The 20159-nt window shown below is 62.5% G+C and carries 16 protein-coding genes; 7 read left to right on the forward strand and 9 right to left on the reverse strand.

Translation table 11 applies throughout. The annotated features are described in order from the left end of the window. The first annotated feature begins 348 nt into the window (after positions 1-348). Positions 349-2766, forward strand: coding sequence for a glucose/quinate/shikimate family membrane-bound PQQ-dependent dehydrogenase (locus AACU78_RS01340; RefSeq protein ID WP_106579445.1), 2418 nt, complete (start codon positions 349-351; stop codon positions 2764-2766). A 189-nt stretch (positions 2767-2955) separates the two neighbouring features. Here the strand turns inward: AACU78_RS01340 and AACU78_RS01345 are convergent, their stop codons facing one another. From AACU78_RS01345 to AACU78_RS01385, 9 genes are all read right to left on the reverse strand, one after another. Further along, the gene (locus AACU78_RS01345; protein WP_106579446.1) at positions 2956-5292 is read right to left on the reverse strand and encodes a putative bifunctional diguanylate cyclase/phosphodiesterase; all 2337 of its coding nucleotides are present in this window, start codon (positions 5290-5292) and stop codon (positions 2956-2958) included. 254 nt (positions 5293-5546) lie between these two features. Beyond that, complete coding sequence (locus tag AACU78_RS01350; RefSeq protein WP_106579447.1) at positions 5547-6719, reverse strand: ABC transporter substrate-binding protein; 1173 nt, start codon at positions 6717-6719, stop codon at positions 5547-5549. After that, positions 6716-7690, reverse strand: a complete 975-nt coding sequence (locus AACU78_RS01355; RefSeq protein ID WP_106579448.1) for a CobW family GTP-binding protein — start codon at positions 7688-7690, stop codon at positions 6716-6718. Before AACU78_RS01355 ends, AACU78_RS01350 begins: the two co-directional genes overlap by 4 nt. Next, a complete protein-coding gene (locus tag AACU78_RS01360) occupies positions 7687-7983 on the reverse strand; it encodes a hypothetical protein (RefSeq protein WP_106579449.1) in 297 nt (98 codons plus the stop codon). Before AACU78_RS01360 ends, AACU78_RS01355 begins: the two co-directional genes overlap by 4 nt. A 13-nt stretch (positions 7984-7996) precedes the next feature. Continuing rightward, the gene (locus AACU78_RS01365) at positions 7997-8746 is read right to left on the reverse strand and encodes an SDR family NAD(P)-dependent oxidoreductase (protein WP_106579450.1); all 750 of its coding nucleotides are present in this window, start codon (positions 8744-8746) and stop codon (positions 7997-7999) included. 138 nt (positions 8747-8884) lie between these two features. Beyond that, the gene (locus tag AACU78_RS01370; RefSeq protein WP_106579451.1) at positions 8885-9646 is read right to left on the reverse strand and encodes an SDR family NAD(P)-dependent oxidoreductase; all 762 of its coding nucleotides are present in this window, start codon (positions 9644-9646) and stop codon (positions 8885-8887) included. A gap of 10 nt (positions 9647-9656) precedes the next feature. Next, a complete protein-coding gene (locus AACU78_RS01375) occupies positions 9657-10997 on the reverse strand; it encodes an MFS transporter (RefSeq protein WP_106579452.1) in 1341 nt (446 codons plus the stop codon). Positions 10998-11027: 30 nt separating this feature from the next. Next, positions 11028-11906, reverse strand: a complete 879-nt coding sequence (locus AACU78_RS01380; RefSeq protein WP_106579453.1) for a polysaccharide deacetylase family protein — start codon at positions 11904-11906, stop codon at positions 11028-11030. Positions 11907-11917: 11 nt separating this feature from the next. Further along, the gene (locus tag AACU78_RS01385; protein WP_106579454.1) at positions 11918-13249 is read right to left on the reverse strand and encodes an amidase; all 1332 of its coding nucleotides are present in this window, start codon (positions 13247-13249) and stop codon (positions 11918-11920) included. A 350-nt stretch (positions 13250-13599) separates the two neighbouring features. Here AACU78_RS01385 and AACU78_RS01390 point away from each other — a divergent pair, with 350 nt between their 5' ends. From AACU78_RS01390 to cmoB, 6 genes are all read left to right on the forward strand, one after another. After that, positions 13600-14589, forward strand: a complete 990-nt coding sequence (locus tag AACU78_RS01390; protein ID WP_106579455.1) for a GntR family transcriptional regulator — start codon at positions 13600-13602, stop codon at positions 14587-14589. Positions 14590-14747: 158 nt separating this feature from the next. Continuing rightward, entirely contained in the window at positions 14748-17171 is a 2424-nt protein-coding gene (lon, locus tag AACU78_RS01395) for an endopeptidase La (protein ID WP_106579456.1), read from the forward strand. 203 nt (positions 17172-17374) lie between these two features. Then, complete coding sequence (locus tag AACU78_RS01400) at positions 17375-17764, forward strand: protease inhibitor I42 family protein (RefSeq protein ID WP_106579457.1); 390 nt, start codon at positions 17375-17377, stop codon at positions 17762-17764. Between the two features lies 1 nt (position 17765). Continuing rightward, entirely contained in the window at positions 17766-18422 is a 657-nt protein-coding gene (locus AACU78_RS01405; protein WP_106579458.1) for a lysoplasmalogenase, read from the forward strand. Positions 18423-18458: 36 nt separating this feature from the next. Beyond that, positions 18459-19202: a carboxy-S-adenosyl-L-methionine synthase CmoA gene (cmoA, locus tag AACU78_RS01410; protein ID WP_106579459.1), complete on the forward strand. Its 744-nt coding sequence runs from the start codon at positions 18459-18461 to the stop codon at positions 19200-19202. Next, positions 19199-20155 carry a tRNA 5-methoxyuridine(34)/uridine 5-oxyacetic acid(34) synthase CmoB gene (cmoB, locus tag AACU78_RS01415; protein WP_106579460.1) on the forward strand — a complete coding sequence of 319 codons (957 nt, stop codon included), beginning with the start codon at positions 19199-19201 and terminating at the stop codon, positions 20153-20155. The genes cmoA and cmoB overlap by 4 nt, the downstream gene beginning before the upstream one ends. Positions 20156-20159: the final 4 nt, after the last annotated feature.

A 20159-nucleotide genomic window follows, 5' to 3' on the forward strand; every position in this document is an offset into this window, starting at 1 on the left:
GGAATTGGGGTTGCGCAGCCATTTTTGCAGCGACGTTCTGTCACTGTTACCAGAACTGAAATGATGCATCTCTCGATTTAGTCTTTCTCAATTCGAGAAGGCGCTTTATCCTTGCCGCAACAAACTGAAACGTTTCATGCCTGCGGTCGATCCCACCTTGCCGAACTTATCCCTCTTCAGAGACAGCGCTGTCTTATACCGACCTGCGCACGGGAATAAATCGCCCGCCTGTGGATAACCCTCTTATCCCCGGAAAAACTGAATTAACGCTGAACCAAGCCCGCGCCGAATCGTCATCTACAGTGAAGCACGGGGTTACATAATTCCAACGTCACGGAGAAACACACTATGAGCACTGATGGTGCTTCAAGCCCAAGCCGCCTGCTGCCCAGGCTGCTGGGGATCTTGCTGCTGATCATGGGGCTGGCCTTGCTGGCCGGCGGCGTCAAGCTGAGCATGCTCGGCGGGTCGCTGTACTACCTGCTGGCCGGTATTGGCATCGCCCTCACCGGCGTTTTGCTGCTGGCCACCCGCCGCGCCGCGCTGGGTCTGTACGCACTGGTGCTGTTCGCCAGCACCGTGTGGGCACTGTGGGAAGTCGGCCTGGATTGGTGGCAGCTGGTGCCGCGCCTGGCCCTGCTGTTCGCCTTGGGCATCGTCTTGCTGCTGCCGTGGTTTCGCCGTCCGTTGCTGCGCGGCCAGCCTGCGCCGCTGGGCACTGGCGCGCTGAGCGTGGCCGTGGTGCTGGCGGGCGCTGCCGCCCTGGCCAGCCAATTCACCAACCCGGGTGAAATGGTCAAGACCGGTCAGCTCGACCGCGACGCCGTGCCTGGCATGGCCAGCGCTGCACCGGCCCAGGCCGATGGCGACTGGAACTCCTACGGTCGTTCGGCCTTCGGTGATCGTTACTCGCCACTGGCGCAGATCACCCCGGAAAACGCTCACAAGCTGGTACCGGCGTGGACCTTCCGCACCGGCGACATCCCTGGCCCAGGCGATCCCGGTGAAACCACCGCAGAAAACACCCCGCTGAAAGTCAACGGCATGCTCTACGTGTGCACGCCGCACAGCCAGGTGATTGCCCTGGACCCGGACACCGGCAAGGAAATCTGGCGTTTCGACCCGAAGATCAGCACCGAAGGTGCCGCGAACTTCAAAGGTTGGGCGCACATGACCTGCCGTGGCGTGTCGTATCACGATGACGCCGTGTACGCTTCCGAGCAAAGCCCTACCGGCAGTGCCAGCACTGCTCCGGTCAGCGCCGTCTGCCCGAAACGCATTTTCGTACCGACTGCCGACACCCGTCTGATCGCCCTGGATGCCGACACCGGCAAAATGTGTGAAGACTTCGGTGACAAAGGCCAGGTCGACCTGCGTGCCAATATCGGCAGCTTCGCCCCAGGCGGTTACTACTCCACCTCGCCACCGGCCGTGACCAAGAACCTGGTCGTGATCGGCGGTCACGTGACCGACAACGTTTCCACCGACGAGCCTAGCGGCGTGATCCGCGCGTTCGACGTGCACACCGGCAAGCTGGTGTGGAACTGGGACAGCGGCAACCCGGACGACACCACCCCGTTGGCCGAGGGCAAGACCTACACCCGCAACTCGCCGAACATGTGGTCCATGTTCAGCGTCGATGAAAAACTCGGCATGCTCTACCTCCCGATGGGCAACCAGATGCCTGACCAATACGGCGGCGACCGTACCGAAGATTCGGAAAAATACAGCGCCGGCCTGACTGCTCTGGACATCGACAGCGGCCACGTGAAGTGGACCTTCCAGTTCACTCACCATGACCTGTGGGACATGGACGTGGGCGGCCAGCCTAGCCTGATCGACATCAAGACCGCACAGGGCGTCAAGCAGGCGGTAATGGCTTCGACCAAGCAAGGCAGCATCTACGTGCTGGACCGCACCAACGGTCAGCCTGTGGTGCCGATCAACGAAATCCCTGTACCGCAAGGCGCAGTGGCCGGTGATCACACCTCCCCTACCCAACCGAAGTCCGACCTGAACTTCATGCCGCCGCCGTTGAAAGAACGCGACATGTGGGGCGTGACACCGTTTGACCAGATGCTGTGCCGGATCGATTTCAAATCCATGCGCTACGACGGCCCGTTCACCCCGCCATCGCTGCAAGGCTCGATCGTTTACCCAGGTAACTTCGGCGTGTTCGACTGGGGTGGCATTTCCGTCGACCCGGTTCGCCAGATTGCCTTCGTGAACCCAAGCTACATGGCGTTCAAATCGAAACTGATCCCGGCTGCCGACATTGCCAAGCAAGGTCCACGCGTCAGCGAAACCGAAGGCGTACAGCCGAACAAAGGCGCGCCGTACGGCGTGATCCTCGAAGCGCTGCTGTCGCCTCTGGGCCTGCCGTGCCAGGCTCCGGCGTGGGGTTATGTGGCGGCGGTCGACCTGACCAACCACCAGACCATCTGGATGCACAAGAACGGCACCGTGCGCGACAGCTCGCCGGTTCCAATCCCGCTGACCATGGGCGTGCCTAGCCTGGGCGGGACATTCACCACCGCCGGTGGCGTGTCCTTCCTCAGCGGCACCCTCGACCAGTACCTGCGTGCCTATGACGTGAAAAACGGCAAGCAGCTGTGGGAAGGCCGCCTGCCAGCCGGCGCGCAAACCACACCGATGACCTACACCGGCAAGGACGGCAAGCAGTACGTGCTGGTCATGGCTGGCGGTCACGGCTCGCTGGGCACCAAGCAGGGTGACTATGTGATGGCGTTCAAACTGCCGGACTAAGTGTTAACCGGCGGTAAAACAAAGGCGGCTACCTGATGGGTAGCCGCCTTTTTTTGTGCCCATGTTCACTCATGTGGGAGCTGGCTTGCCTGCGATGGCGGTGCAACAGAAACAGATTTTTTGACTGCCACACCGCCATCGCGGGCAAGCCCGCTCCCACAGGGTTCAGGGGTGTTCAGGCGAGTGGGTTTACAGGGCAACCCGCTCTCGCCGCATCCACATCTCAAACGCCATGGCATTCAACGGCTTGCTGATCAGGTGACCCTGCGCCGTGTCGCACTTCCACTGCCTGAGCAGCTTCAGGCTGGGCTCGAACTCCACACCTTCGGCCACCACCTTGAGCCCCAGGTTGTGGCTCATTTCGATGGTCGAACGCACAATCACGCCGTCTCCGCTGGCGCTGTCGAGGTTGCGGATGAACGACTGGTCGATCTTCAATTCCTGCACCGGCAAACGCTGCAACTGCGCCAGGGATGAATAGCCGGTGCCGAAGTCGTCCACCGACAGGCTGATGCCACAGCTGCGCAATTGCTCCAGCACGCTGAGCGCCTGTTGCGGGTTGTGCATGATCGCGCTCTCGGTGATCTCGAAGGTCAGTTGTTGCGCCGCGACGCCGTATTGCATCAGCAAAGCGGTGACGCGAATGGCCAGGTCGTCATCGGCCAGGTCGTCCACCGAAATGTTGACCGACAGTTGAATGTGCAAACCGCGCCCTGCCCACTCGGCGATCTGCCGGATCGCCTCCTCGATCACCCACAGCGTCATGCTGCGCATGCTGCCGGTGCGTTCGGCCAAGGGAATGAACTCGGCGGGCGACACCTGGCCCAGCGTCGGATGCTGCCAGCGCAGCAAAGCTTCCGCCTGGCGTACGTGGCCATGAATGAGGTCGAGTTTGGGCTGGTAGCACAGGAACAATTCGCCTTCGACGACCGCGCGGCGCAGGTCGCGGATCAGCGTGATCTGGCGCTGGTGCGCCAGGTCGCGGTCTTGCTGGTAGATCTGCAGATGCCCGGGCAGGCTCGCCGCATCATGCCGGGCGATGGCGGCGCGGCTGATCAATTCTTCAACCTGCTGGCCGTCGGCCGGGTAGGCGGCAATGCCGATGCTGACTTCATGCCGCACTTCGTCGTTGCCGATGCGCTGGGGCTCGGTGAGCAGCGCATACAGGCGGTCGGCACGGGCGACCGCGCGGTCGATCTCGGTGTTTTCCAGCAACAGCAAAAACTCGCTGCCGGCGATCCGCGCGGCGGTGTCACTGGCCAACAGGCACATGGACAGGCACCGGCTGGCCTCACGCAACATTTCTTCCACGCCCTGCGGCCCGAAGCCTTCGTTGATCACCCGGTAATTTTCAATCCCCAGGTACAGCAACACCACCGGGCGCTGTGCACTGATCGCACTGCCCAGGCGCTCCATGGCCAACGCGCGATTGGGCAGGCCGGTGAGCGGATCATGCAGGGCGTTATGGGCCAGCTGCCGCTCGCGCACGGCGATGCCGCTTTGCATTGCATTGAAGGCCTGGGCCAGCAAGCCGAATTCATCGTGACTGCGCACCCGCACCGGTGTTCGATAATCACCGGCCCCAATCCGCTCGGCCGCTTCCACCAGGGCATTGAGCGGGCGTGACACGCGGCGCGCCAGCAACAACGCGGCGGCCAGCGACACCAACAACACCGCCAGGGCGATCCCGAGGAACTGCCGGTCCAGCGGCGCAAAAGACTCAAGCGCATGGTCCAGCGGGCTTTGCAGCAACACGCGCACCTCATCGCCCTCGCCGGTGTTGGCCAGCGGCAGCACCTGGCTGAGCACGCGTTGCCCATAGAACAGGTTGATCTGCGCATCAGGGTTGAGGTGCGCCTGGTGCAGCGTATCGATGATGGTGGCCCGATAGGCCTCTGGCTGGGTGCTGAACAACTCGCCGACCTGGCCGTTCTGCACGCTGAGGAACGACACTTCAAGGTTGCTCATGGAACGCAGTTCGTTGGCGAACAGCTTGTCCATGGGAAAGCCCATCACCACGCGGGCGATGGGCTGCGGGTCGAGGACGACATCCTGCACAAGCAGATAGGGCTGGCCGTCCATCGCGACGATAAGCATCTGCAAGCCGCTGCGTCGCGCATGACGCAAGGCCTCGTCGTATGGGAATAGCTGGCCGTGTGTCAGCACCGGCAAGGTACTGACCATCACCTTGCCATCCAGGCCCAGCACAAACACTTCGCTGGAACGCAGGCCGGTGCCATGCCGTTGCAGCGCGGCTATCACCGTTTCGGGGTTGCCCTCGGCGACCGCCAGTTTGAAGGGGCCGTCGGCGGTGAGCCAATCCAGCCCGTATTGCAGACGACGCCCGCGCAGGTCGAGCAAACGTTCGAACACTTGGCTGCCGGTGCTGAGCTGAACCTGGGCCTGGTTCTCCACGGCGCGGGTGGTGGCGGCCTTGACGGCGAAGTAGGTCGCGGCCACGACCACCAGCAGCAATAGCGCCAACACCCCGGCAATGCGGGTCTGAAATGTGTGGCGCCACTTCATTGCCGTGGCCTCTGGCAGCACGCGCCTCTCTGTGCCGATCCGTCCCTTTGTCATACGCATTCCTGGCGGCTGCTGACCTGGCGTCAAAAAAACATCCGTTTTTAATGAATGGTTGGTTCAAGCAGATTAGCTGGGGGCTGGGATATGTACACCCAACAAGGACGGGGATGTGCCTGTCAGTTTATTGGCGGCAAACGCTTGGCTTGGCGGGCTGCTGGGGCATTGCCCCTGAGGGAATGAAGGGGGAGTACTGATCACACCCGTGCGCGCATGAAGTCCCCCCACCGCCGCACCAGATAATTGTGCTCATCCATCACCGAGTTCCACACCGCAATGTGGCCCATGCGCTGCTCATAGGAGCCACCATCGCGCACCTCGCCGACGTCGATCAACGGCAAGCCATCACTGCCGAGCAGTTCCTCACGGGCGGGCTTGCCGGCATACCAGTAATCCCACTCGGCGCTGCTCAAATGATCGCGCGTGCGCGCCGGGTTACCGATGTAATAGCCCTGACGCGCCATCACCGCCCCTGGCCAGCCGGATAACCACCAATTGAGATAAGCATAAGCCGCATCCAGCACCGGCCCCTGAGCATGGCGCGACAACGACAACCCACCAAACCATCCGCGGTACCCTTCACGGGGCACCGCCAGCCGATACTTCACGCCTGCCCGGTGCAAGCGCATCAGGGTCGGCGACCACAGACTCTGGATATCAATGCTGGGGCTCAGCATCAACTGCGCGGCCTCTTCATCATCCGACCAGAACGCCGCAAAGTGCCCCTCCTTCTGCTTGCGCACCAGAATGTCAGCCAGTACATCGATCTCTTCGATGCTCATATTGCCGATGTCCCTGAACTGCGCCAGCCCTGCCCCCTGCACCGCCAATGCGGCATCCAGCGCGCCAATCGCGGCATCGCTTTGCAGCGCAGTGCGCGCGCTCCAGGCCGGGTCGAGCAGCCAGCCCCAGCTTTCATTGCCGTGGCTGAAGCCTTCGGGCAAACGCTCCGGGCGGTAGGCAAAACTGTCGGCGTTATGGGTCAACGGCAGCATGCTGATGCGCTCGGTGACGCTGCTGCCGAGGCTGCCGTCGTGCTGCACGAACAGGCGCTCGCTGGGTACGCTGCCGCTGCCCAACCGGTCATTGGCCGACAAGCGACCCCGCTTGGGCAAGTCATTGATCTCGTGCCACAAGGCGATGCGCCGCGTGTCGATAGGCTGGATCGCCCGCGCCGGCCAGACGAAATCAACGTTGTGAAACCATTGGTCGTAGAGGTCGTAGCTGTCGGGCTGCATCACGGCGATGCGCTGGGCCTGCGCCACGTCGTGCACCTGATAGACCAGGCGAATACCCAGCTCTTTTTCGGCGCGAACGCGCAAGCATTCCAGCAGGGTCACGGACGTACCGAGCACACGTAATGTGATCATGCTGCGAAGCGCCGTGAGAACACCTCGAACGAGCGCCGCAACAGCGCCGGGTCGAGGCCGCGCAGGATAAACACCAGCCGCGACTGGCGGTCGGTGCCGGGCCACGCGGGCAAGTGCACCGGGGCGTGCAGGCAATGCTGCACGCCATGAATAACGATGGGAGCCGAGCTTGCGTTCACGTTGAGCAGTCCTTTGACGCGGAGGATTCGTTCGCCGTGGCATCTTAACAGCATCGACAACCAGACCCCGAAACCGACCCAGTCCAGCGGTTGCTCAAAGGTCAGGCAGCATACTTGCGCCGCGCCGTGGCGGGCCGTGGTGGTTTGATGCAGCTGCCAGCGGCTGACTTCAACGGCCGGTTCGGCGCTGCGCAAGCCTTCGCCAAGCAGCAACTGATCGCCGCTGTGAACCTCATGGGTGTCAAGAATCGGCGTCCCCGCATTGAGTGCCCGCAAGTGCGCGCGCAGTGCTTCACAATCGCCGGCCAAGTCGGTCTTGCTCAGCAGCAAACGGTCGGCCGCCGCAACCTGGGCCAGCCATTCCGGGTGCAGGCGCTCTTGCAACGTGGCGTGACTGGCATCGACCAGCGTGATCACCAGGCCGATGTGAAAACGCCCGCGCAGTTGCACATCGTTGTTCAGCGTGGCCAGGATCGGCGCCGGATCGGCCAGGCCGGTGGTCTCCAGGATCACCCGCTTGAACGCCGGAATTTCACCGCGCTCGCGCCGTTGCAACAGGCCGAGCAATGCATCTTTGAGCTCGCCGCGAATCGAACAGCACACGCAGCCGCTGGGCAGCAGCACGGTGTCCGGCGCAATTTCTTCCACCAGCAGATGATCAATCCCGACATCGCCAAATTCGTTGATCAGCAACGCGGTGTCACCCAGGCTTTCGCCCTGCAACAGGCGCTGGAGCAAGGTGGTCTTGCCGCTGCCGAGGAAACCGGTGATGACGTTGAGGGCAATGCTCATGATGACTCCAGGTGATCAAGCAAGCGGGGATCCAGCGGATCCAGCGGGCGGCCGAGCATGCCTTCAGCCGCTTGCCAGAGTTGATCCAGGCCACTGGCCAATGCCTGCTTGCCGGTGGCGCCCAACAACAGGTAAGACGCGCCCTGGAAGTCTTCGACCTTGAGCCGGAACACCGCCAGCACCTGGTTGATCGCCGCAATCCGGCGCAGGCGTTCACGGCGTCTTGGCAGTTCATCGCCCAAAGGATCGCTCCAGTGCAGGTCTTCGCCGAGTAATCCGCAGAGTCCGCACATGGTTACACCTCGCTCATGGCATGACATCGCCGGAGTTCGGGCCCAGCGTCTGGCCCACGAACAGGTTGCCGCCCGGCTCACTGGCCAGCAGCACGGCGGTGGGCGCCACCTCGTCGGCCAGGCCGAAACGGCCCAGGGGCAACTCGGCCGCCTTGGCCTGCTTCCAGGTGTCGCTGATCCCACCCACCAATGGCGTTTCAATAGGGCCGGGCGCAATGGCGTTGACCAGCACATTGTCCTTGGCCACTTCCAGCGCCAGCGATTTGGTGAAACCGATCACGCCAGCCTTGGCCGCAGCGTAATGGGTCAGTTCAGCGCCGCCCTTGATGCCCAACTGCGAGGCGACATTGATGATCCGCCCCCAACGTTGCGCCAGCATGTGCGGCAAGGCGCGCTGGCTGGCGATGAACACGCTGGTGAGGTCAACGCGCAGCATGTCGTTCCACATCTCGATGGAGAGGTCGACGCAACGGGCCTGGGTGAGCATGCCGGCATTGTTGACTAAAATATCGATACCGCCGAAGTGCTCGACACAGCGGTCGACACTGGCCTGGGCGCCTTCGACAGTGCCGACGTCGGCCAGGCACTCGAACACCTCGGCGCCGAGATTGCGGCAAGTGATGGCGGTTTCCGCAAGGCCGGCGGCGTTGCGGTCGGCCAGCAACAGCCGCGCGCCTTCGGCGGCGTAGGCACGAGCGATGGCGGCACCGATGCCGCTGCCGGCGCCGGTGATGACGGCGCGTCGATTAGTGAGTTGCGGCATACAAAATCTCCTAAAACAAACACGGTCCCTGTGGGAGCTGGCTTGCCTGCGAAAGCGGTGGATCAGTCAGTACATGTGGGGCTGAAACTCCGCTATCGCAGGCAAGCCAGCTCCCACATTTTTTTGCACCGCGTGCGGTCAGTCAGGCCAGCGCACGGTCAAGCCACCGTCGATGACGATGCTCTGCCCGGTCAGATAACTCGATGCCTCACTGGTCAAAAACTGCACCAGCGAGGCCACCTCATCCGCCCGCCCTACGCGGCCCAATGGAATCGCGCGCGCCGCCTTCGCCAACCCTTCAGGCCCCAGCGAATTCTTCGCATCCAACGACTGCGGCGTCTCGATCAACCCCGGAATCACCGCATTGCAACGGATGCCCAATGGCGCCAACTCCACCGCCAGCGACCGGCACAACCCCGGCACGCCGGCCTTGGCCGCCGCGTAATGGCTGTGCTCCTGCCAGCCATACACGCCGCCGGCAATCGACGAAATCGCTACCAGCGCGCCGCCCTCGCCCATATGCCGGGTGGCCGCGCGAAAGGTGCGCATCACCCCCGTCAGGTCGACGTTGAGCATCTCGTTCCACAACGCATCGGTCATCTCCAACAACGGTGCGCGACGCAGCAAACCGGCATTGGCCACCGCGTAATCCAGGCGGCCGAAATGCTGCACGGCTTGCGCGGCCAGTGCGTCTACCGAGGCGGTGTCGCCCACGTCCAGCGGTAGCATCAGGCACTCACCACCGGCTTCTTCCACCCGCGCTACGGTGGAGTGCGGGTCGTGCGGGTCGGCCGGGTAATACCCGCCCACCACCGCCACGCCATTGCGCGCATAGGCCACGGCCAGGGCTTGTCCGATGCCGCTGGCGGCACCGGTAATCAGGGCAACTTTACGGCTCATCTCACACTCCTCATTGAACGGTTTCCGGGCGCACATGGCGCGCGGCAAACATCAGCGCACCGGACAAAAAGCACGGCAGCGCGCCGAACCACAGCGCGGCGGTCTGCCAGTCGCTGCCGGCGGACAACACCTGCGTGGCGCCGAAACCGGCCACCACCGCCCCTATCGGGCCCATGGCATGAATGATCGCGCCACCGGTGGCGCGGATGCTGGTGGGGAAACTCTCGCTGATAAAAAACAGCGCCGCCGAGTACGGCCCGATCAGGAAGAACAGGCCCAGGCTGTAGAGCCCCACCACCATCGCCATATTGCTTGGCCCAAACAGCATCCCGGCGAACGCCAGGCCGCCGAGCATCCAGCCCAGACCGATGACATTGCGACGGCCGATTTTGTCGCCCATCCAGCCATGACTCAGGTAACCGCAGTACCCCACCAGGTTCGACAGCACGAGGATGATCAGCGAGTTCTCGAACGAAATATGGTGCACGCTGACGATCACCGAAGTCCCCAGCACGCTGAACACCTGGATGGCCGCCCAGTTGAGCAACAGCGCGGCGCCGATCACCAGCGTGGCGCGGCGGGCCGGGCCACGGAAGGCGGCTTTGAGGCCGGCCTTGCTGTGTTCGTCATAGTCCACGCCGTAGGTCACGGCGACGTTCTGCGCCTCTTTCACTGCGCCACTTTTACGCAGTTCGCTGATGCGCTGGTGAACCTGGAACTGCGGGCTCTCCTTGAGCTTGCGCGCCATGATCGCAATCACGATGGCCGGGATGGCGGCAAAGATGAAGCAACCCTGCCAGCCGATGATCGGCAACAGCAGCGCGGTCAACCCGGCGGCGATCAACGCACCGACCGGCCAGCCGCCCTGCACCAGGCTGTAGATAAACCCGCGCCGTTTGGTCAGGCGCGGGTCTTCAGAGGCGCCATACAGCTCGCTCAAATACGTGGCGTTGACGGTTTCCTCGGCATAGCCCAGGCCGCCCAACGAGCGGATCAGAATCAGCGGCGACTTGCCCCACGCTCCGCCGATCGCGGTGAGTGCCGAGCACAGCGCGGAACCGGCCACGGTGAAAATAATGCCTTTGCGCCGTCCCAACTTATCGACAACGGGGCCAATGGCAAAGGCAACCACCGCTGTGCCCACCGCCACCCAGGTCGCGATTTCAGCTTGCTCCACCTCACCCCAGCCGAAATGCCGGCCGATTTCCGGCAACAAGGTGCCGAAGAGGATGAAGTCATACACCGCAAACACCCAGGCGAAAAACGCGATCCAGGTGGCGAAGCGCACTTCCTGGGACGTCAGTTGCCGGGGTTTCCAGCCAGTCAGGTCAAGCTTGTTGTAGATGGACATAAATCGCGCCTCGGGGGTGTGGGCTAAGGGTCAGGAACGCGGTTGGCGGCGGATAAAGTCGTCGGCGATTTCGTCGAAAGTGACGAAGCGCACGCCGGCATGGCTCTGGATGTGTTCGATCAAGCGCTCGAGCATCAGCAGCACCTGCGGGCGACCGGACACGTCGGGGTGAATGGTCATGGTGAACACGGCGTGTTCGTGTTCGCGGTAGACCCAGTCGAACTGGTCGCGCCACATTTCTTCCAGGTGGCGCGGGTTGACGAAGCCGTGGCTGTTGGGGGCTTTCTTGATGAACATCATTGGCGGCAGGTCGTCGAGGTACCAGTTGGCCGGGATCTCCACCAGGTCGGTCTCTTCGCCGCGCACCAGCGGTTTCATCCAGGTGTCGGGGTGCTGGCTGTAGTCGATCTTCGTCCAGCTGTCGCCCTTGCGCACGTAGTAGGGGTGAAAGTCGTTGTGCATCAGGCTGTGGTCGTACTTGATGCCTTTTTTCAGCAGCAGTTCGTTGGTGACCTTGCTGAATTCCCACCATGGCGCGACATAGCCGGTCGGGCGTTTGCCGGTGGCCTGAGTGATCAGCTCGATGGATTTATCCAGGACGATTTCTTCCTGCTCGGCCGTCATCGCAATCGGGTTTTCATGGCTGTAGCCATGCACGCCGATTTCGTGACCGGCGTCGGCCACCGCCTTCATCTGCTCGGGGAAGGTTTCCATCGAGTGGCCGGGAATAAACCAGGTGGTGCGCAGGCCATAGCGTTCGAACAATTTGAGCAAGCGCGGCGCGCCGACTTCACCGGCGAACAGGCCGCGCGAGATGTCGTCCGGCGAGTCTTCACCGCCGTAGGAACCGAGCCAGCCGGCGACGGCGTCAACGTCGACGCCAAATGCACAGAGAATGTCTTTAGCCATGATGTGTCTCCTTAAATAGTCATTACGGATTCGACGGACAACGCCACGCGCAACAGGCGTGCGTCTTCTCCCGACGGGGCACTGAGCAGCAGCCCGGTGGGCAGGCCCAGGGCATCGCGGCCGCTGGGCAGGCTCACGCCAGGCATGTCGAGCAGACTGCCGGGCATGGTCAGGCGCAGGGTGGCGAGGTTGGTTTTCACGAACAGCTCGTCGTCGGCTTCCAGCGGGGCCAACGGGGGGGCGACATGGGCAACGGTCGGGGTAATCAGCACGGCGCCGTCGAGCTCGTCGACCAGTTGGTACTGCAGGCGACGGCGTGCGTCGATCAGGTGCAGCAACTGACTGGCGGGCAGTGAACGCGCGGCTTCGAGGCGGCGGCGTACGCGCGGGTCGAGCAGGTCGGCGTCACCGCTGTCGAGCAAGGCCTCGTGCAGCGCGAAGGCTTCGAATGAGCCGAGCCAGCCGTCCTGCTTGATCAGGTTGAGCGTGGCCTGGAAGGTGGCAGACGGGCGCACCTCGATCAGCGCACCTGCGGCCTTGATGAGGTCCACGGCGCGCAGCAGGTTATTGCGTACGGCCGGTTCGATGTCTTCCAGCGCGCCTTGCTCCAGCACAAAGCGTTGCCCCTTGAGGCTGCGGGCAACATGGGTTTGCGCGCGGCCATTGAGCAGGTCGTCGATCACCAGTGCATCGCGCACGCTGCGGGTCAGCGGGCCGAGGCTGTCGAGGGTGTGCGCCAGCGGGAATACCCCGTCGCGGCTGTAGCGCCGGCTGCTGCTGCGGTAGCCCACCACGCCGTTGAGCGCGGCCGGAATGCGGATCGAGCCAGCGGTGTCGGTGCCCATGGCGATCGGCACAATGCCGCCGGCCACGGCGACGGCCGAGCCGGATGACGAGCCACCGGGAATACGCGGTTGATCGCTGCCGTTCGGGTTATACGGCGTGCCGAAATGCGGGTTCAGGCCCAAGCCGGAATAAGCCAGTTCGCTGAGGTTGGTCTTGCCGAGACTGACCATCCCGGCGCGGCACAACAGGCCCACACTCGGCGCATCGAGCAACGCCGCTGGCGCCTCGCGACGGTAAGCGGCGCCGGCGGTCGTGATGCTGCCGGCGACATCAAACAGGTCCTTCCAGGCCAGCGGCACACCGTCGAACACGCTCAACGGCTGCCCGGCACGCCAACGGGCGGCGGCGGCTTCAGCTTCGCGACGGGCGCGCTCGGCGGTCAGGGAAATAAACACTGTGGGCGCCATGCTCGCGTGCAGCAGCGCCTGCTCGAGGACTTGCACCGGGTCGCTGCGACCGCTGGCGAACGCTTCGGCCATTGATGTGGCGTCTGACATCAGACTGCACCTCACAAAACGTACATATTAATAAAATGTACGTTTTACAAAGGCAGCTTTCGTGCCAGTCTTTGCTGTCGGCATTTGTGCACAAGCGAGTTTTCTGGCCTTGAGCTACGGGCTAGATGGTTTTGTAGGAAACAAAAAGGGTGGCAAAGGCGTGGGCACAGGCCTTGAATGGAATAATGTATCTTTTATTAATAAGTACATTTTGGTGCAGAAAAGTAACAGGGTTACGGCCAAGGCCCCAAAAAAGTGCCAGCACCGTGGCGCAGAGTGACAGGGGTAACTATGAGAGAATCCCCAGCCACTTTCCTACAAGCCCTTCAACTCTTTACCTAGAGAAGCAGATGAAAGCAGTGTCCGCCTCGGCCTCCCGTTACGCGATGATTCACACGCTGTTGCGGGATGCGATCGTTAACGGCACCGCCCGGCACGGGCTGGTCTTGCTGGAAGCGCCGCTGGCCGAGTTGTTCGGCACCAGCCGCGTGCCGGTGCGCAAGGCGCTGGACCTGCTGCACGACGAAGGCCTGATCTGCCGCTTCAATGGCCGCGGCTACCTGATCAACCCCGAAGGCCTGGCCATGGAGCCGCTGCGCCTGCCCTTGAGCCATGCGCACCTGGGCCTCAACGGCGATGACGAGTTGGTAGACACCCGGCCGCTCGGCGAACGGATCGTCGAGGAAATCGGCGCGGCGTTGTCCACCTGCATTGCCTTCGGTCATTACCGCCTGGATGAGCAAGCCGCCGCCGACCATTACGGCGTCAGCCGCGCCGTGGTGCGTGAAGCACTGATGCGCTTGCGCGACCGTGGCCTGGTGGAAAAAGAACCCTACTCCCAATGGCTGGCGGGGCCGCTGACCGCGCGCGAGGTCACCGAAGACTACGAACTGCGGGCCTGCCTGGAACCCGAAGCCCTGCGCCAGAGCGCGCCGAACCTCGACCGAGACATGCTCGAAGCCATGTTGCAGCGCGTGCTGGATGCTCAGCAAAGCCCGCAGTGCAGCCTGCAAGCCATTGAGCAGATCGAAGAGGACTTGCACCAGCGCTGCCTCGCCGGCCTGCAAAACCGCAAGATCGCCGCGCTGATTCGCCAGGGCCAGAGCCCGATGATCATCAGCCGGATTTTCTACCGGTTACTGGGGATCGGCGCCGATCCCGCGATGCTCGCCGAGCACCGCTTGATTCTGGAGCTGCTGCTGCACGGCGCATATGACGCGGCGGCGCTGAATCTGCGTGAGCATTTGCAGCGGGCACGCCAGCGCATGCTGCAACGCTTGAAGGTGTTGTCGGTGCTGCCGGAACAGCCATTGCCGGCTTATCTGCACAAAATCAGCTGACGGCGCTCGGTACACAAGGTGGGAGCTGGCTTGCCTGCGCCCACAGGGAAGGCGGTGTTTCGTAAATATCATGCAATTTGTTGCTAACTGCGCCCCGCCATTGAAACCACCGCTGCCCCGCCCCATCTAACCTGCATACTTCCTTATGCAGGTGCCCCATGAGCGACCAGCAAGAATTCCCGGACATCGACCTGAACGATTACGCCGACCCCGAAAACGCTGAACACCAAGCTTCGTCCAACACCGGCCTGGCCCTGCCTGGGCAAAACCTGCCGGACAAGGTCTACATCATCCCGATCCACAATCGGCCGTTCTTCCCGGCGCAAGTGCTGCCGGTCATCGTCAATGAAGAACCGTGGGCCGAGACCCTGGAACTGGTGAGCAAATCCGACCACCACTCCCTTGCGCTGTTTTTCATGGACACCCCGCCAGAAGATCCGCGCCATTTCGATACCTCCAGCCTGCCGCTGTACGGCACGCTGGTGAAGGTGCACCACGCCAGCCGCGAGAACGGCAAATTGCAATTCGTCGCCCAGGGCCTGACCCGCGTGCGCATCAAAACCTGGCTCAAGCACCACCGCCCACCGTACCTGGTGGAAGTCGAATACCCGCACCAGCCGACCGAGCCGACCGACGAGGTCAAGGCCTACGGCATGGCGCTGATCAATGCGATCAAGGAACTGCTGCCGCTCAACCCGCTGTACAGCGAAGAGTTGAAGAACTACCTCAACCGCTTCAGCCCCAACGACCCGTCGCCACTCACCGACTTCGCCGCCGCGTTGACCTCGGCCACCGGCAACGAGCTGCAGGAAGTGCTGGACTGTGTGCCCATGCTCAAGCGCATGGAAAAAGTCTTGCCGATGCTGCGCAAGGAGGTCGAAGTCGCGCGCCTGCAAAAAGAAATCTCTGCCGAGGTGAACCGCAAGATCGGTGAGCACCAGCGCGAGTTCTTCCTCAAGGAACAGCTCAAGGTCATCCAGCAGGAGCTGGGCCTGACCAAGGACGACCGCAGCGCGGACGTCGAGCAGTTCGAACAACGCCTGGTGGGCAAAGTACTGCCGACCCAGGCGCAAAAACGCATCAGCGAAGAAATGAACAAACTGTCGATCCTGGAAACGGGTTCGCCGGAATACGCCGTCACGCGCAACTACCTGGACTGGGCCACCTCAGTGCCGTGGGGCGTGTACGGCGAAGACAAGCTCGACCTGAAACACGCACGCAAGGTGCTGGACAAGCACCATGCGGGCCTGGATGACATCAAGAGCCGCATCCTCGAGTTTCTTGCGGTGGGCGCCTATAAAGGCGAAGTCGCCGGTTCCATCGTGCTGCTGGTCGGCCCGCCGGGCGTGGGCAAGACCAGCGTGGGTAAATCCATCGCCGAGTCCCTGGGCCGGCCGTTCTATCGCTTCAGCGTCGGCGGCATGCGCGACGAGGCCGAGATCAAGGGCCATCGCCGTACCTACATCGGTGCCCTGCCGGGCAAGCTGGTGCAGGCGCTCAAAGATGTGGAGGTGATGAACCCGGTGATCATGCTCGATGAGATCGACAAGATGGGCCAGAGCTTCCAGGGCGACCCGGCATCGGCATTGCTGGAAACCCTCGACCCGGAACAGAACGTCGAATTCCTCGATCACTACCTCGACCTGCGCCTGGACCTGTCCAAGGTGTTGTTCGTCTGCACGGCGAACACGCTTGATTCGATCCCGGGCCCACTGCTGGACCGGATGGAAGTGATTCGCCTGTCGGGCTATATCACCGAAGAAAAGGTCGCCATCGCCAAGCGCCACCTGTGGCCAAAACAGTTGGAAAAGGCCGGTGTGTCGAAAAACAGCCTGTCCATCAGCGACGGCGCCCTGCGCGCGCTGATCGACGGCTACGCACGCGAAGCCGGGGTGCGCCAGCTGGAAAAACAGCTGGGCAAACTGGTGCGCAAGGCCGTGGTCAAGCTGCTGGACGAGCCGGACTCGGTGATCAAGATCGGCAACAAGGATTTGGAAAGCTCCTTGGGCATGCCGGTGTTTCGCAATGAGCAAGTGCTGTCCGGTACCGGTGTGATCACTGGCCTGGCCTGGACCAGCATGGGCGGCGCGACCCTGCCGATCGAGGCGACGCGCATCCACACACTCAATCGTGGCTTCAAGCTCACCGGGCAACTGGGTGAGGTGATGAAAGAGTCCGCCGAGATTGCCTACAGCTACATCAGCTCCAACCTCAAGTCGTTTGGCGGCGATCCGAAGTTCTTCGACGAAGCCTTCGTGCACTTGCACGTGCCGGAAGGCGCTACGCCCAAAGATGGCCCGAGCGCGGGCGTGACCATGGCCAGTGCCTTGCTGTCGCTGGCGCGTAATCAGCCGCCGAAAAAAGGCGTGGCCATGACCGGCGAGCTGACGCTGACCGGGCATGTACTGCCGATTGGCGGTGTACGTGAGAAGGTGATTGCGGCGCGGCGCCAGAAGATCCATGAGCTGATTTTGCCGGAGCCCAACCGTGGCAGTTTTGAAGAGCTGCCGGAGTACCTGAAAGAAGGCATGACGGTGCACTTCGCCAAGCGCTTTGCGGATGTGGCGAAGGTGCTTTTCTGACAGATCTCTAGCGCCTGAGCTGGCCTAATCGGGGGCAAGCCCCCCCCCACAGTTGACCGAGTAGATCCTTTGGAATGCAGTCAAATTGTGGGAGGGGGCTTGCCCCCGATTAGGCCAGACCTGCCAACACAAAAGCCCGCCTTGTCACACCTTGTCTCATCTTCGGTTATGCTCGCCCTTCGTCGCCATACAACGGAGCCCCCATGACCGCTGCCCGCCTGCTTCTCCCCTTGAGCCTTGCCCTGCTGGCCGCCTGCGCCAGTGCCCCCAAGCAAAACGTCACAGTGGAAAACCAGAGCGCCTGCCCGCTCCAGCTTAAAACCGGGCAAAACCTGATCCTCACCTTGCCGAGCAACCCCACCACCGGCTATCGCTGGGCCATCCAGGATTCCGCCGGCGGCGTGCTGCGTGCACTCAGCCCTGAGGTTTACAGCAGCACCGAGTCAGGTGTGATCGGCGGTGGCGGCCAATCCACTTGGCGTTTCCAGGCCTTCGCGGCCGGCCAGGGCCGTTTGCGCCTGACCTCCCAGCAACCTTGGGAACCGGAAGCCGAGCCTGCCGAAACCTTCGACTGCGCCATCACGGTGAACTGATATGCCTTGGCTGATTCTTGCGTTGATGGGCGCCGGCACCTTTGTCTACGGTTTGAGCACCCACGCGGCGTTATTGTGCCTGCTGGTCAAACCGTTGCCGGTGCTGGCGTTGCTGGGCTGGCTGCATGACGCGCCGCCCACCGACTATCGACGCTGGATCAGCCTGGGGCTGATTTTTTCCCTGGTGGGCGACGTGTTGCTCGCGTGGCCGGGCGACCTGTTTATCTTCGGCCTGGGCGCCTTCCTGTTTGCGCACCTGGCGTATTTAAAAGCCTATTTCAGCGATTGCCGGCGCCTGGCGTTGTTGCCACTGGTATTGGCACTGGGCGTGGGCGCGATTCTGCTGAGCGTTCTGATTGCCCATGGCCTGGGCGAGTTGCTGATTCCGGTGGTGGTGTATGCGCTGGTGATCAGCGCCATGCTCTGGCGTGCGTTGGCGCGCCTGGGCAGTGAGGTGCCCAAGCGCTCGGCCCTGCTGGCGGCGGCGGGTGCGGTGTCGTTTGTGTTTTCCGACACGCTGATTGGTATCAATCGGTTCGTGGTCGCCTTTGAGGCGGCGCCCTATTTGTTGATCAGCACGTATTGGCTGGGACAGTGGGGCATCACCGCCTCGGCTTTCCATCAGACAACCCGCGCACACGAGGGCCAATTTGGCTAAAATGCCGGCCTTTCCCCCCTCGTCGCCGGAACAACCGTGAGCAAAGAACCCGATCGCCTATTCGCCCAGCCCCTGCCCCAGGTGCCGGACTTCGCCTTTAACGAGGACGTGGTGCGGGTGTTCCCGGACATGATCAAGCGCTCGGTGCCCGGTTACCCGACCATCGTCGAGAACCTCGGCGTGCTCGCCGCGCAGTTTGCGCAACCCAACAGCGTGCTCTACGACCTGGGCTCCTCCCTTGGCGCGGTCACCCAGGCGCTGCGCCGCCATGTGCGCACCGACGGATGCCGGGTAATCGCCGTGGATAACTCGGCAGCGATGGTCGAGCGCTGCCGCGAATACCTCAATGGCCAGGACTCGATGTTCCAGGAGTTGCTGCCGGTTGAGGTGATCGAGGGCGATATCCTCGCGCTGCAGTTCCAACCGGCCTCGGTGGTGGCGCTGAATTTCACCCTGCAATTTATCGCCCCTGATGAACGCCTGGCATTGCTGGGGCGCATCCGCCAGTCGCTGCTGCCCGGCGGCGCGTTGATCCTCTCGGAAAAGCTGCGGTTCAACGACCCGCAAGAGCACGCATTGCTCACCGACCTGCACATCGCGTTCAAACGCGCCAACGGTTACAGCGAACTGGAAATCGCCCAGAAGCGCAGCGCCATCGAAAACGTCATGAAGCCTGACAGCCTCGAAGAACACCGTGAACGCCTGTTGGCGGCCGGGTTCTCGAAAGTCGTGCCGTGGTTCCAGTGTCTTAACTTTGCCTCGTTGATTGCCTTGCCATGATTGATCTGTCCCCCCTCGCCCGCCATCTGGTCGGCACTCCGTTGGCCGTGTGGGCCCAAGGCCTGCAAGCGCAACTCGATAGCAAGATGGAAAAGGGTCATGGCGACCTGGAGCGTTGGCAGAGTGCGCTGGATGCGCTGCCGCAGATCCAGCCCAGCGAAGTCGATTTGCTCAATGGCCTGACCCTTGATACCGATTGCGACGACGCCACCCGCGCACAGATGCGCACTGCGCTGATGGGCCTGAGCCCGTGGCGCAAAGGCCCGTTCAACCTGTTTGGCGTGCATGTGGACACCGAATGGCGTTCGGACTGGAAGTGGTCGCGGGTTGCCCCGCACCTGAATTTGAACGGCAAGCGCATCCTCGATGTGGGTTGCGGCAACGGCTACTACATGTGGCGCATGCTCGGCGCCGGCGCCGACAGCGTGATTGGCGTGGACCCGAACTGGCTGTTTTTCTGCCAGTTCCAGGCCGTTCAACGCTACCTGAACGAGCCGAAGGCCTGGCACTTGCCGTTCCCGTTTGAGGACCTGCCGCCGAACCTGGAAGGCTTCGACACGGTGTTTTCCATGGGCGTGTTCTATCACCGGCGCTCGCCGATCGAGCATTTGCTGGCGTTGAAAGATTGCCTGGTCAAAGGCGGCGAACTGGTGCTGGAAACCTTGGTGGTGGAAGGCGATCAGCAGCAAGTGCTGGTGCCGGAAGACCGCTACGCACAGATGCGTAATGTGTGGTTCCTGCCGTCGGTGCCGGCGTTGATGCTGTGGCTACGGCGTGCGGGCTTCAGTGAGGTGCGTTGTGTGGATGTGAGCGTGACCACGGTTGAAGAACAGCGCGGGACGGAGTGGATGAAGTATCAGTCGTTGAGTGATTTCCTCGATCCCGAGGATCACAGCAAGACGATTGAAGGGCTGCCGGCGCCGATGCGGGCGGTGATTATCGCGAAGAAGTGAGCAC

Origin of the sequence: Pseudomonas sp. R9.37 (assembly GCF_963878885.1) — a bacterium.
Classification (GTDB): domain Bacteria; phylum Pseudomonadota; class Gammaproteobacteria; order Pseudomonadales; family Pseudomonadaceae; genus Aquipseudomonas.

Bases quoted from the DNA above. Each gene is read 5' to 3' on its own strand.
- AACU78_RS01340 (WP_106579445.1), top strand. From the start codon at position 349: ATGAGCACTGATGGTGCTTCAAGCCCAAGCCGCCTGCTGCCCAGGCTG.
- AACU78_RS01385 (WP_106579454.1), bottom strand. From the start codon at position 13,249: ATGTCAGACGCCACATCAATGGCCGAAGCGTTCGCCAGCGGTCGCAGC.
- cmoB (WP_106579460.1), top strand. From the start codon at position 19,199: ATGATTGATCTGTCCCCCCTCGCCCGCCATCTGGTCGGCACTCCGTTG.
- AACU78_RS01375 (WP_106579452.1), bottom strand. From the start codon at position 10,997: ATGTCCATCTACAACAAGCTTGACCTGACTGGCTGGAAACCCCGGCAA.
- AACU78_RS01345 (WP_106579446.1), bottom strand. From the start codon at position 5,292: ATGAAGTGGCGCCACACATTTCAGACCCGCATTGCCGGGGTGTTGGCG.
- AACU78_RS01355 (WP_106579448.1), bottom strand. From the start codon at position 7,690: ATGAGCATTGCCCTCAACGTCATCACCGGTTTCCTCGGCAGCGGCAAG.
- AACU78_RS01350 (WP_106579447.1), bottom strand. From the start codon at position 6,719: ATGATCACATTACGTGTGCTCGGTACGTCCGTGACCCTGCTGGAATGC.
- AACU78_RS01370 (WP_106579451.1), bottom strand. From the start codon at position 9,646: ATGAGCCGTAAAGTTGCCCTGATTACCGGTGCCGCCAGCGGCATCGGA.
- lon (WP_106579456.1), top strand. From the start codon at position 14,748: ATGAGCGACCAGCAAGAATTCCCGGACATCGACCTGAACGATTACGCC.
- AACU78_RS01390 (WP_106579455.1), top strand. From the start codon at position 13,600: ATGAAAGCAGTGTCCGCCTCGGCCTCCCGTTACGCGATGATTCACACG.
- AACU78_RS01380 (WP_106579453.1), bottom strand. From the start codon at position 11,906: ATGGCTAAAGACATTCTCTGTGCATTTGGCGTCGACGTTGACGCCGTC.
- AACU78_RS01360 (WP_106579449.1), bottom strand. From the start codon at position 7,983: ATGTGCGGACTCTGCGGATTACTCGGCGAAGACCTGCACTGGAGCGAT.
- AACU78_RS01405 (WP_106579458.1), top strand. From the start codon at position 17,766: ATGCCTTGGCTGATTCTTGCGTTGATGGGCGCCGGCACCTTTGTCTAC.
- AACU78_RS01400 (WP_106579457.1), top strand. From the start codon at position 17,375: ATGACCGCTGCCCGCCTGCTTCTCCCCTTGAGCCTTGCCCTGCTGGCC.
- AACU78_RS01365 (WP_106579450.1), bottom strand. From the start codon at position 8,746: ATGCCGCAACTCACTAATCGACGCGCCGTCATCACCGGCGCCGGCAGC.